The organism is Zhongshania sp., from assembly GCF_041623545.1.
In the GTDB taxonomy this organism is placed as follows: Bacteria; Pseudomonadota; Gammaproteobacteria; order Pseudomonadales; family Spongiibacteraceae; genus Spongiibacter.
This window is the reverse complement of the sequence record NZ_JBFJWS010000017.1, coordinates 23,828-36,427: the sequence shown is the minus strand read 5'-3', so window position 1 is coordinate 36,427 and position 12,600 is coordinate 23,828. Positions and strand designations below refer to the sequence as shown.

At 50.2% G+C, this 12,600-nt stretch carries 15 protein-coding genes; 2 read left to right on the top strand and 13 right to left on the bottom strand.

The genetic code is table 11. The annotated features are described in order from the left end of the window. The 10 genes from ABYT30_RS04345 to ABYT30_RS04300 all read right to left on the bottom strand — a co-directional run. On the bottom strand, positions 1 to 567 hold a 567-nt coding region (locus tag ABYT30_RS04345; RefSeq protein WP_373095384.1), incomplete at its 3' end, for a tetratricopeptide repeat protein. After that, positions 567 to 1,166, bottom strand: a complete 600-nt coding sequence (locus ABYT30_RS04340; protein WP_373095381.1) for an energy transducer TonB — start codon at positions 1,164 to 1,166, stop codon at positions 567 to 569. The genes ABYT30_RS04345 and ABYT30_RS04340, both read right to left, overlap by 1 nt. A gap of 5 nt (positions 1,167 to 1,171) precedes the next feature. Beyond that, on the bottom strand, positions 1,172 to 1,579 hold the full coding sequence (locus tag ABYT30_RS04335; RefSeq protein WP_008252309.1) for a biopolymer transporter ExbD: 408 nt from the start codon (positions 1,577 to 1,579) through the stop codon (positions 1,172 to 1,174). A 10-nt stretch (positions 1,580 to 1,589) separates the two neighbouring features. Continuing rightward, complete coding sequence (locus tag ABYT30_RS04330) at positions 1,590 to 2,117, bottom strand: MotA/TolQ/ExbB proton channel family protein (RefSeq protein WP_344937464.1); 528 nt, start codon at positions 2,115 to 2,117, stop codon at positions 1,590 to 1,592. A gap of 3 nt (positions 2,118 to 2,120) precedes the next feature. Continuing rightward, positions 2,121 to 3,506, bottom strand: a complete 1,386-nt coding sequence (locus ABYT30_RS04325) for a MotA/TolQ/ExbB proton channel family protein (protein ID WP_373083783.1) — start codon at positions 3,504 to 3,506, stop codon at positions 2,121 to 2,123. Further along, the gene (locus ABYT30_RS04320) at positions 3,506 to 4,348 is read right to left on the bottom strand and encodes a DUF3450 domain-containing protein (protein ID WP_373083785.1); all 843 of its coding nucleotides are present in this window, start codon (positions 4,346 to 4,348) and stop codon (positions 3,506 to 3,508) included. Before ABYT30_RS04320 ends, ABYT30_RS04325 begins: the two co-directional genes overlap by 1 nt. A 301-nt stretch (positions 4,349 to 4,649) precedes the next feature. Beyond that, the gene (locus ABYT30_RS04315) at positions 4,650 to 5,168 is read right to left on the bottom strand and encodes a dihydrofolate reductase (RefSeq protein WP_373083787.1); all 519 of its coding nucleotides are present in this window, start codon (positions 5,166 to 5,168) and stop codon (positions 4,650 to 4,652) included. A 12-nt stretch (positions 5,169 to 5,180) separates the two neighbouring features. Next, positions 5,181 to 6,020, bottom strand: a complete 840-nt coding sequence (locus tag ABYT30_RS04310; RefSeq protein WP_373095377.1) for a thymidylate synthase — start codon at positions 6,018 to 6,020, stop codon at positions 5,181 to 5,183. Position 6,021: 1 nt separating this feature from the next. Beyond that, positions 6,022 to 6,873, bottom strand: coding sequence for a prolipoprotein diacylglyceryl transferase (gene lgt / locus ABYT30_RS04305; RefSeq protein ID WP_373082775.1), 852 nt, complete (start codon positions 6,871 to 6,873; stop codon positions 6,022 to 6,024). A 3-nt stretch (positions 6,874 to 6,876) separates the two neighbouring features. Beyond that, positions 6,877 to 7,668 (bottom strand): sulfite exporter TauE/SafE family protein, encoded by a 792-nt coding sequence (locus ABYT30_RS04300; RefSeq protein WP_373082778.1) that lies wholly within the window; start codon positions 7,666 to 7,668, stop codon positions 6,877 to 6,879. Positions 7,669 to 7,737: 69 nt separating this feature from the next. On the opposite strand from ABYT30_RS04300, the gene ABYT30_RS04295 reads away from it, so the two are divergent. After that, on the top strand, positions 7,738 to 8,487 hold the full coding sequence (locus tag ABYT30_RS04295; RefSeq protein ID WP_373082780.1) for an NRDE family protein: 750 nt from the start codon (positions 7,738 to 7,740) through the stop codon (positions 8,485 to 8,487). 15 nt (positions 8,488 to 8,502) lie between these two features. Here the strand turns inward: ABYT30_RS04295 and ptsP are convergent, their stop codons facing one another. Together ptsP and rppH are read right to left on the bottom strand one after the other, a co-directional pair. Then, a complete protein-coding gene (gene ptsP / locus ABYT30_RS04290; protein WP_373095387.1) occupies positions 8,503 to 10,770 on the bottom strand; it encodes a phosphoenolpyruvate--protein phosphotransferase in 2,268 nt (755 codons plus the stop codon). Then, positions 10,770 to 11,288 (bottom strand): RNA pyrophosphohydrolase, encoded by a 519-nt coding sequence (rppH, locus tag ABYT30_RS04285; protein WP_373082782.1) that lies wholly within the window; start codon positions 11,286 to 11,288, stop codon positions 10,770 to 10,772. Before rppH ends, ptsP begins: the two co-directional genes overlap by 1 nt. 168 nt (positions 11,289 to 11,456) lie before the next feature. On the opposite strand from rppH, the gene ABYT30_RS04280 reads away from it, so the two are divergent. After that, complete coding sequence (locus tag ABYT30_RS04280; protein ID WP_373082784.1) at positions 11,457 to 12,116, top strand: HAD family hydrolase; 660 nt, start codon at positions 11,457 to 11,459, stop codon at positions 12,114 to 12,116. Between the two features lie 54 nt (positions 12,117 to 12,170). Here the strand turns inward: ABYT30_RS04280 and gcvH are convergent, their stop codons facing one another. Beyond that, positions 12,171 to 12,557 (bottom strand): glycine cleavage system protein GcvH, encoded by a 387-nt coding sequence (gene gcvH / locus ABYT30_RS04275; protein ID WP_373082786.1) that lies wholly within the window; start codon positions 12,555 to 12,557, stop codon positions 12,171 to 12,173. Positions 12,558 to 12,600 lie beyond the last annotated feature (43 nt).

Below are 12,600 nucleotides of genomic sequence, written 5' to 3'. Positions count from 1 at the left end.
GTCTTCCTGCATTTCCTGCTTGGCTTTAAACCATTCCTGCAGAGTTTTAACGCCGTTGCGATAATCCTCTTTTACGAAGTAAAGCTGAGCGATAGTGTACTTAGTGTTTAACTCCATCGCCTCCGGAATATCCGGCTGCTTTACAACATTGCGGTATGCATCCAAAGCTAATTCGTATTTTTCTTGCGTAAAATAAATAAACGCATACATATTATACAAATTGGCGAGTTCATAGCTATTGAGCGAATTCCGGCCTTCCTTATCACGGAGTTCATTCAGCAGCTGAATCGCCTGAGTGTACTTTTTCTCGTCCGCAGCCATCTGCGCTTCATTTAATTTTTCATAAATTTTAGCGCGGATTGCCGGCGTTCTGCGTGTGCTGCGCTTAGGCTTTTCTTTTTTCTCGGCAGCGTGGGCAATACCCACGCTTTGCTCACCGACTAGCGGCTGCATGGCAGTACTAACTACCGGCAGCGCAAGAACAGTGGCAACACCTAAGACCAGAGAACAACCCAGCTTGACCAACACCGGACGCATCGCTTTAGTGCTCGAGTGATAATCAGACATTATTTTTCCAACTCATAAGTGAACCGGTTCTGTATGCCCGGCACCTCAATAGGCTCGCCGTCGGACACACGCGGTTTGTACTTAAACTTCTCTGCGGCTTTTATAGAAGCACGCTCAAAATAACCAGACGGCTCGCAATCGACTGCCACGATATCACGGGTGGTACCCGCTTTAGTAACCGTGTACTCGACCGTACAATAACCCGTAACACCCCGGCTTTGCGCACGACGCGGATAAATTGGTGCAACTTTGACGATTGGCAAGTACTCACCATCGGAAGCAGAAAGCCCCCCGGCGGTATTGGTCAAATCGACACTCTGAGCTGGGGTCATATTGACAACATCCAGGTTCGGATTGATGTCTTCCATCTCAGGCTGCTCCATATCCGGCGGTGGCTCATCAGGCTCCTTCGGCTTATCGGGCTTGCTGTCCTTCATTGTTTCTATTTTGGTGTCCGGCATTTGAATATCGGCCAGCTTCGTACGCGGTTTTTCATCCAGCGTCTTATCAGCCATCTCGATAAGCGAAGGCATTATGATGAACAGCGCAGCTGTCACCAAAAATGCCAATGCGGCACCATATAAATGTCGAATATTCATATTGATCAGCTGTCTTCAGTGGCCAATGAAACATCGTATACACCAGCCGATCGGCTCGCGTCGATAACCGCAGTAACCGTTTCGGTATTCGAGGCTTTATCAGCCTGAATTACAACGGCACCTTTAGGATTTTCGGCGTGCATCCGCTCAACAACAGAGCGAACCGCGCGCTTATCTACCCGGCGCTTATCAATCCAGATTTCATTAGTTGCTGTAACAGCAATCAGAATATTAACATTCTCTTTTTTGCTTGATGTTGACGCGTCTGGGCGGTTCACCTCGACGCCAGCTTCCTTAATAAAGGACGCTGTTACAATAAAGAAGATCAACATGATAAACACAACGTCGAGCATCGGCGTTAAGTCTATTTCAGAGGGATTATCCTCTTGTCCGCCTCTTTTATTCCTTCTCATGTTAGCTCTCTTAGTGATCTGTTGTCAGATGGTCTTCCAAAAGCTCGCTCTCACGTTCTGCAATACTTTTAACATATGTATTGATAAAAACGCCTGACAAAGCTGCAACCATACCCGCCATTGTCGGGATTGTTGCTTTAGAAACACCGCCGGCCATCGATTTAGCATCGCCGCCACCTGTTACCGCCATGATATTAAACACTTCAATCATACCGGTAACAGTACCCAACAATCCCAACAGTGGGCACAGCGCCACCATTGTTTGGATCATTGGCAAACTCGCATTAATTTTAAGTGATACTTGGGATATCAGCTTTTCGCGAATTCGCTTGGCATTCCAGGATTTACGCTCTGAGCGTTTTTCCCAGCTACCAATGGCACCATTGACGTCTTTCGACAACTCAAATTTGTAATACCAAAGTCTTTCCAGAGCGAGAGTCCACATCAGGAACGTCAGGCCGGCGATGGCCCATAGTACGTCGCCGCCTGCATCCATGAATCGTCGAATTATCTCCGCCCATTCATTCAGTAGGTACATCGCTTAATTCCCCGCGTGACCTTCCGTGTGTTCGGCAATGATGCCCGTAGTTTGCTGGTCAAGAACATGAATAATCTTCTTGGCCCGACCGCTGACAAATGTGTGCAGCAGAACTGTTGGGATCGCTACCACCAGACCGAGTACAGTAGTTACCAGTGCACCAGAGATACCGCCAGCCATTGCTTTTGGATCACCAGCACCAAAGATGGTGATGGCCTGGAAGGTGATAATCATACCGGTAACGGTACCCAGCAGACCCAAGAGCGGGGCTACTGCGGCGATAATTTTAAGCAAGTTCAGCGAGTTCTCGAGGCGTGGAGTCTCTTTCAGAATTGCTTCTGACAACTTCAGCTCTAAGGTCTCAGGATCCATGCTTGGATTATCTTCATGTACTTTAAGCACACGGCCGAGGCTGTTATTGCTATTGGCTTTCTTGGTCTTCAGCTGGCTGTTAACCTTCATGTCTTCCAGTGTAAGAACAATCAAACGCCAGATCGCGATTAACATAGCCAGTGCACCAACAGCGGTGATGACATAACCAACGACGCCACCTTGGTGCCAGCGTTCAGTTAAAGTCGGGCTATCGATCAGTGCCGCCAAGTAAGAACCGCCAGTAGGACCCGTAGGGTCGATACCAAAGGGGTGCATGCCTGAAGTTGCGTTAGCCAAATCTTCCGCCCAACCCATGTAGCGGGTAGGCTGACGAGACAAAACGGCCAAGCTGCCATTTTCTGCGATGTACTGCAGGTATTCACCGTCAGTATTAACTGCGTTGAAGGTACCGATACGGACAACGTCCTGCTCGCTCTTCTCGCCACCAGCACTGGTTACCGTGGTACGGAATTTAACAACACGACCTGACTCAGTCATTTCACGCTGCAGTTCGAACCATACGCGCTCAATTTCTTCGATGCTCGGCAGCTCTTCAGCGCCAGACATTTTAGCAATCAAATCATCAATAAACTGCTCGCGCTGAGCGAACTGAACACTGACGAGGGACGATTGGAAGTTTGAACGCAGATCACCAGCAGTAGAAGTCAAGTGACCGAACAGTTCTGTCAATGTACCTAGGCGCTCTTTCAGCTGACGCTGACGCTCTAGAATGACAGTTTCGTTGTCTTCAAACGTTTTTTCCAGATCGGAAGAACGCTTCTCTTCTGCAGCCAAAGTGCGCTTAGCTTCGTCTAAAGTTTTTTGCTGGTCGTAACGAGCAGCGGCAAAGCGTTGTTCACGCGCTTTATTTTCGCGGGCATCACTCGCATAACCCTGCTTGACCATTTTAAGCAGTTCGTCCAGTGACTTGGCGTCTTCAGCCATTGCTGGCATCGCTGCAACGGCAATCATACCGCCAAACGCAAACACTGCGGCCTTTAATAGATTACGTTTCATTATTTAGCAGCCTCCGGAGCAGGAATCGGGAGTTTCATAATATCGATAGAAGCCTGCTTATTCGAAATACGCAGCCCCTTCTGAATCGCGCCGCGGTAATCGCCAGCATCCAATTCAACCCAGCTGCGCTTGTCTTGATCCCAAGCACCAGACTGTTCGCCATCGGTAGTTTGATACATCAAACCAATGCGACCAATACGCAGGAAATTCACATCGCGCTCAGCGCCAGCAACCAGTGCTACGCCTTTGTAGCTGTCAATTTTACGGCCGTACTCGTTCTCAATTTTGTAAGCTTCAAGAACTTGACGGAATTTTTCAGCGATCGTGATATCGGAGCGATCCATATTGTTACGCAGGAATTCAACACGCTCTTTGCGCTCATCGATATGGAAAGGCACGTCCAGAGCAACAAACTGCTCAAGACCGTCGATCATACGAATCAACAGGGGGGTAATCTGACGCTGGATGATTGTTGCTTCATCAACAGACTTTTCTAGACCAGCGATACGGCGTAACTGGCCAGCAATCTGCTTTTCGAGGCGAGCATTGTAGATGCGTAAGCCATCTACCTGCTTCATCACAGTTTTATAATCTTGGAGCAAATCACCTGTTTCTGCTGCCAGACGGTCGATTTTAATTTGTGACTTCTGCGCGTTTTTAGTTCTCTTTTGTCCTACTTCAAGAACCTTGCTTACAGGAATCAACGGTTTAGGGGGTGGCAGTTGTGCTGCCGCAGGATCTTGCCCAGCAGTTGTATCAGCTGAGTAGGCCGGCGACACAGCCAGCATACCAACAGCCATACCGACCGCCAGCGCGATTGTTTTCAATCGTTGCGTTTTCATGGGAATTGCTTTTCCTATTTGGGACGTTTAGTGAAAGCAGAGCTTATTATCTTGTTCAGCCGTACGGCCAGTCGTAAGACCGTGCTTTCATACAGCGGAGCTTATTTTAATCATGAGCAATCATAAGAATCAACGAGAAAACTAAATGTTTCGTAATATAAAAAATATTGCATTCTAGCTGGGTTATTGTGTTACAGATTCGAGAATTTAGGTAACAATACTTATATTTTAAGTAACGCTCACTGCAAAGCCATCCCTTGCCACGCACCAAGGATTTGTTCGATATTCTTACAAACTATAGCTACTCGGCGGAAATTCGTTCCAAAGTGACGAAACTGTAGCCCAAACCCTCGGAATTTGTTACGGGGTAACACTCTCTTCCAGTCTCGCACCACTCAGCCGCCGCCAACTCGGGGAACCAGGCATCACCATCAAGACTAATATTGACCTCTGTCAGGTATATTTTTTGTGCCTCATTGAGTGCACTGCGATAGATTGCTTCGCCACCAATAACAACTATTTCAGCCAAGCCTTCGGCCGCAGCATGATCCCGCGCCAAGGCCAAACCCGCAGCAAGACAAGTAACGACCTCCGCCCCTTCGGCGACATATTCGGGCTGGCGACTGATCACGATATTTTTTCGCCCAGGCAGGGGCCGACCTATTGATTCCCAAGTTTTTCGCCCCATCACAATAGGCTTCCCCATTGTGGTCGCCTTGAAATGCTTCAGGTCTGCGGGCAAATGCCACGGCAGCTGATTATTCACGCCAATAACTCGGTTATTGGCCATGGCGACGATCATCGAAACGGTCACAGTCATAAAACCTCCAAGTTAAATCGCAATTGGCGCTTTTATGGCGGGGTGAGGCTCATAGCCAGCGAATTCGAAATCGTCAAAGTTGTAATCGAAAACAGACTCAGGACGACGTTTAATCAGCAATTTAGGTAGGCTTTTGGGCGAGCGCCGCAGCTGCTCTTCGACAATGTCATCAGTGAGGTGATTCTTATAGAGATGGCAGTCGCCAAACGTGTGCACAAAATCCCCCACATCTAAATCGCACTGCTGCGCGATCATATGCGTCAACAAGGCGTAGCTGGCAATATTAAAGGGCACCCCGAGAAACAGGTCGGCACTGCGCTGATAAAGCTGACACGACAGTTTGCCTTCCGCCACATAAAACTGAAACAGGGTGTGGCACGGCGGCAGAGCCGCCCGACCACGACGAACATTCTCTTGGGGACTCAAGGATTCGTCAGGAAGATCGGCGGGGTTCCAGGCATTCACCAGTAGGCGCCGAGAGTTAGGTTTACGGCGAATCATATCAATGACTTCACTAATTTGATCAATCGTACTGCCGTCTGGGCACGCCCAGCTACGCCACTGCTTACCGTAGATAGGGCCTAAATCGCCATTTTCCAAAGCCCATTCATTCCAAATTGAGACACCACGCTCTTGCAGCCAATTATTGTCGCAACTGCCCTGCAAAAACCAAATCAGCTCGCAAATTATACTGCGCAAATGGACTTTCTTTGTCGTCAGCAAAGGAAAACCCTGCTGCAGATCAAAGCGCAACTGCCGACCGAATACCGAGCGCGTGCCCACCCCGGTACGGTCCCCCTTATCAGTGCCGTTGTCGCGGACATCCCGCAGTAAATCCAAATACTGTTGCATACTATTTACCTGCTTTCTTCGTTGTTCTGCGTTTCACTGGAGCAGTCTTTGCCACATCACCATCCGCAACAGGATTGCGACTGTAGGTCCACACCAACAAAAAACCGCCAATAATAATCATTGGCAGCGATAACTCCTGCCCCCGAGTCAACCAGCCCATGGCGTCAAAACCAATATGACTATCTGGCTCACGGACAAACTCCACCAAAAAGCGGAAGCTACCGTAGCACAGCAAAAACAAGGCGCCAGCAGCCAACGGCGGCCGCTGTTTACGTGTAAAGAAAAACACAATTGCGAATAAAACCACACCCTCTAGAACAAACTGATACAGCTGCGATGGATGCCGCGGCAGTTGCGATGGGTCGCGAGGAAACAACATCCCCCAAGGAGCGTCAGTAGCTCTCCCCCAAAGCTCTTGGCCAATAAAGTTACCAACTCGACCTAAACCTAAACCAATAGGCGCCAGAGGCGCGATAAAATCCCACAAAGCCGACACCGGCACCTTGAGTTTGCGAGCATAAAGCGCCACCGCAATAATCACCCCAAGTAAACCACCATGAAAGGCCATCCCGCCCTCCCAGACGCGAAACAACCACAGCGGATCTTGCAAAAACTGGGGGAAATTATAAAAAATGACATAGCCAAAGCGGCCACCCAAAATCACCCCAACCGCCCCGTAAAAAATTAAATCCTCAACTTGGGCCTCATTTACTGGGCTCCAAGGTTGATGACTGCGGCGTTTAGCTAAAAACCACGCGGCGGCAAAACCGGCTAGATACATCAACCCATACCAATGTATGGATAGCGGCCCCAGCTGCAAGGCAACTGGATCGATATCAGGATGTCTCAACATGCCCTAAAGTGCTCCCCAAATAAATTGACTGCCAACCACCAACAAAAATACGGCAAACGCACGACGCAGATTCATCGCCGATACCCGCTGGGCGAGCCGTGCGCCCCATTTAGCGCAGGGCGCGCTCAATAAAACCAAACCCAACAAGGCTGGCCAATACACAAAACCTGTGCTGTACTCCGGCAAATTATCGCGACCAAAACCAGCGGCAACATTACTTAATGCCCCCACTATCGCGATTGGAACGCCGCAGGCCGCCGAGGTTGCCACCGCCGCTTGCATCCGCATATTACACCAGCTCAAATAGGGAACGGTTAGCGAACCGCCACCAACACCAAACAGTGCCGAAAAATAGCCTATACCGACTCCCGCTGACACCAAGCCTGCGGTGCCCGGCAGCGCCCTTGTCGCGGCAGGCGCAATAGCAAGCCCCATATACCCCGCAATAACAAGACAAAACACACCAAAAGCCAATTTCAAACTCTCGGCCGCCATATTGCTTGCGGTCGCAACGCCTAATACAACACCAAAGACAATACCCGGTGCCAAACCTCGCCAGCCCGGCCAGCTGATATTACCGATTTTATGGTGCGCTCGCGCCGAGCTAAATGATGTAACCACTATCGTCGCTAAAGATGTACCCACAGCTAACTGCATGGCAATGTCTGGAGATACCGCCAAAACGCTAAAACACATCATCAGCGCAGGCACAATGACAAGGCCGCCGCCAACGCCGAATAGACCCGCGGCAAAACCGGCTATGGCACCCACACCGAGGTATATTAGTAGTACCATCGCACCGTAGACTCGCAATAAAGCTGCTATTATGACGGCCTCAACCGGCAAACAACAGCGTATGACTCTATGTGTTTAATTTTATTGTCATGGCAACAACTGCCAGACCGGCCATTGATTATTGCTGCTAATCGTGACGAATTTTATGCTCGCCCCACGCTGCCTGCCGGATTTTGGCCTGAGCACCCAGAAATATTGGCCGGACGAGACTTGGAATTCGGCGGCAGTTGGCTAGGCCTTAGCCGCAATGGCCGCTTTGCCGCAGTGACCAATCTCCGCGAAATTGAACATACCGGTGAATTAAGTCGGGGCGATCTGGTGAAAAACTTTCTGTTAAGTGATAACACAGCGCCCGAGTACCTAAGCCAATTAGAAACTGAGAAGCGCAATTACCGCCCATTTAACTTTATTGGCTTCGACGGCGAGACCCTAGGCTATAGCAATAATAGCGACACTGGCTGGCAGCGACTGGCACCGGGGCGTCACGCCATTGGCAATATCCCTCTGAGCAGCAGCAATGAAAAAACCATAAAAGGCAAACAGGACATGGACGCGGCGCTATATGCGGGCGTCGATCATTTAAAATTATTTGAGATGCTAAAAGAAGAGGAGCCAAGCGGACAGCACGACGACGCGTATTATCGCGCTTTATCCAGTCGCTTCGTTAATATTGTCGGTGCTGATTATGGCACGCGATCCAGCAGTGTCTTACAGCGCCACGCCGACGGCAGCTGGGATTTCTGGGAGCAACTCTATAACACCGAACCAGCCGACCCCAATTTTTTAACGGTAAAAATGCTAAATCACTTTCAGGTTTGATCAACCACACAAGCCCTACACACTTCCGATTGGCTGCAACAAACGCTCCATGCCGATATTAATCATCGCTTTACGCAACTGAGCTTTCACTTCGTCAGCAGTATCGACAACCATCACACCGTCGAGCAAGCCCTGTAAGTCTTCAAATCGACAGCTGCGAATCACCGCTTTAACCCGCAATAGACTATTATCGTTCATCGACAACATATCGTAGCCCATCGCCATTAAAATCAAGACCGCGGCAGGGTCACCCGCTAATTCGCCACAAATACCAACTGGCTTGCCCTCAGCATGGGCTGCATCAACCACCTGCTGCAAGCTATTCAAAACCGCCGGATGATAGGCGTGATACAAGTCAGCAACACGTGTGTTGTTGCGGTCAACGGCCAGCAAATACTGCGTTAAGTCATTCGAACCCACTGACAAAAAGTCGACCCTACGCGCCAGTTGCCGTGCCTGATAAACCGCCGCAGGCACTTCAACCATCACGCCTATTGGCGGCAAACTAATATCCCAGCCGTCTTCGAGCAATTCGTCGTAGGCGCGGCGCACCAACTCAAGGGCTTCATCTACCTCTTGCACATTGCTGATCATCGGCAACATGATGCGTAAATTATTGAGGCCTTCGCTGGCCTTTAGCATCGCCCGAACCTGCACCAAAAATATCTCAGGGTGATCCAAGGTAACTCGTATTCCTCGCCACCCTAGAAAAGGGTTTTCCTCTTCAATAGGGAAATACGGTAACGCCTTGTCCCCACCAATATCGAGGGTTCGCATCGTGACCGGCAGCGGTGCAAAAGCGATCAACTGCTCTCGATAAATTATGCGCTGCTCCTCTTCACTGGGAAAACGCTCACGCAATAAAAATGGAATTTCAGTTCGGTAAAGGCCCACGCCCTCGGCGCCGCGATCAAGAGAGCGAGCCACATCTGCCATCAAACCAGTGTTAACCCACAGCGGCATACGGTGGCCATCGAGGGTTTCGCTAGGCAGGTCACGCAATGCCTCCAAACCCTGATTGAGGGCGTGATCTTCTTCGGAAACAGAGCGGAAATGCTCATAGATTTCAGCGGTTGGATTGTAATGCACATACCCCGAATAACCGTCGACAATAAGATTGGCTTTTTCAATTTGGGTATAAGGTAAATCGCTGGCCCCCATCACCGTTGGAATACCCATAGCGCGAGCTAAGATGGCAACATGGGAGTTACTGGAGCCCCGCACCGACACCATACCCACCAGCCTATCTCTAGGCACCTCACCGAGCATCGACGCAGTAAGCTCTTCACCCACTAAGATGGTTTTTTCTGGATACTCGGTTGGCTCTATATCACTGGCTTGCAAATAGGAGAGAACCCGCCGCCCCAAATCTTTAATGTCGGTGGCCCGCTCTTTGAAATAGGCATCTTCCATCATTTCAAAGGCGCGTATATGACTGGACATCACCTGACTTAAAGCGCCTTGAGCCCACTCCCCTGCCTCGATTTTCTCAATAACTTCCGACGCCCAAGCGCCGTCATCGATAATTCGCAGGTAAACATCAAACAAGGCGTGCTCGTCCGCCGGTAATTGCGTGAGCAATTTATCGCTTAAAGCACGTATATCAACGCGCACCGAATCCAGCGCCTGAGCAAAAGCCGCTAGCTCAGCCTGTACATCGTCACTCTGGCGACGGGGTACCGAGTGCAACTCCGCGACCGGGACAATCACAACCGCCTCACCAATCGCCACCCCAGTGGCGCCGGCAATTCCCTTGAACGACGCGGTAGCACCCACCGTGTTTTGCGCGGTACTGATCGAGCCCGTAGCGCGAGCGTGCGCAATAACTCCTGCCAATTGCGCAGACATGGTAACGAGGAAAGCTTCCTCATCCTCATCAAAGCGACGACTGTCCTTTTGCTGGACAACCAACACCCCCATCACAGAGCGCTGGTGGATAATGGGCGCACCAAGAAAAGAGTGGTATTGCTCTTCACCAATACCAGGCAAATATAAAAAGTTGGGGTGCTTCTCTGCGTGGTCGAGATTGACTGGCTCTTCGCGGCGAGCCACCAAGCCCACCAAACCCTCATCAGAACCGAGGCTAACCTTGCCAATCAAATCTGGATTCAAGCCCTGGTTAGCCATAAAAATCAGGCGCTTGGTATCCGGATCTCGCAAATATACCGTGCAGACCTCGGTATCCATGACCTCGGCAATACGAGTAACAATAATATCCAGAGCAGATTGAAGATCACTGGCAGCATTAACCGCCTGAACGATGCTGCGCAGCGCTTCTAACATCATCGCAGATCACCAGCACTATAATCTTTGCCGCTGTCTTTCACTAAACGGGCATGGCGCGGTGCCAACTCCTTCATTGCGCGGCGGTACACCTCCCGCTTAAACGCCACCACTTGCCCAAGAGGATACCAGTAGCTCACCCATTGCCAATGATCGAATTCTGCCTTGTCGCCACAGTCAAAGCTTACCTTGGCGTCATCGGTTTTCATCTGCAACAAAAACCATTTCTGTTTCTGACCAATACACAGCGGCTTATTTTCGCGCCGAATCAGGCGCTGAGGTAGGCGATAACGCAACCAGCCCCGAGTGCAGGCCAACAGATCCACATCGCTTTCGCGCAGCCCAACTTCTTCATACAGCTCGCGATAGAGCGCCGCCTCTGGCGTCTCACCCTCATGAATACCGCCCTGCGGGAATTGCCACGCGCTCTGACCGACACGGCGCGCCCACAAAACTTGGCCCTGCTCATTAGCAAGCACGATACCAACATTTGGGCGGAATCCATCCGAATCAATCACTAGTTCACCTACAGGTATGATTTTATGTCTGTTTTCTATTGTTCCACAAATTCGGCACTCTGGGAATTCAGCAGATGAAGACAGTGCCGGAAAGGTGAAATAGTAGGCCGCAGACGCTATGCTAGCCGCCACTTCCACCATCAATGACTATTTTTTAAGAGACTGACTATGGCGCTAGCAATTTTCGACCTAGATAACACCTTGCTTGGCGGCGATAGTGACCACGCCTGGGGCGAATTTCTAGTCAACGAAGGCATCGTCGATGGCAATGAATTCAAACAACAAAACGATGAGTTTTATCGCCAATATCAGCAGGGCAACTTAGACATCCAAGCCTATTTGCGCTTTTCACTCGCGCCGCTGAGCCGCTACTCTGCCGCCGAACTAAACGTATTACACGACACGTTTATGCGTAAATACATTGCGCCGCTGCGCCTTCCCAAGGCCGACGCTCTGATTCAGCAACACCGAGAAGCCGGTGATTTCCTCATGATAATTACCGCAACAAACAGCTTTGTTACCGGCCCAATAGCGGCGGCGCTGGGCATAAATACCCTACTCGCCAGCGAAGGCGAAATCATCGACGGCCGCTACACAGGCAAGCCCAGCGGTATACCTTGCTTCCAAGAAGGGAAAGTAACACGCCTAAATAGCTGGCTTAAAGACAATAAACAAAGCCTAGATGGCAGCTATTTTTACAGCGACTCCCACAATGACATACCGCTACTAAACGTCGTAGCCAAGCCTGTGGCAGTGGATCCAGATGACAAATTAAGGGAGTACGCGGAGAAAGCTGGCTGGCCGGTGATAAGCCTTCGAGGTAATTAGGCTAACTGTAAAAGAGGGCCTTGCGCCCTCTTACAATTATTTCTTAAGCAGCGATTACTCGTCACACTGCTCGTCATACGCCTCAGCGTCGAGCAAATTATCTAACTCGCTCAAGTCCGACGGCTGCATACGGAAAAACCAACCATCGCTGTAGGGGTATTCATTAACGGTCTCAGGACTTTCATCCAGAGACTCATTCACTTCGATAATTTCACCTGATACCGGCGCATAAATATCTGATGCGGCTTTTACAGACTCGACCACGGCCGCTTCGTCACCGGCAGAGTACTCTGCGCCCACTTCTGGTAACTCAATAAATACCACGTCGCCCAAGGCGTTCTGGGCGTGGTAGCTGATGCCCACGGTCACGGTGCCGTCTGACTCAAGGCGGGCCCATTCATGGGTACTAGCGTATTTCAATTCGCTGGGGGTATTGCTCATTTAAGGCCGTCCTCTACAAACGTATGCGTAAGATGGGCGCATT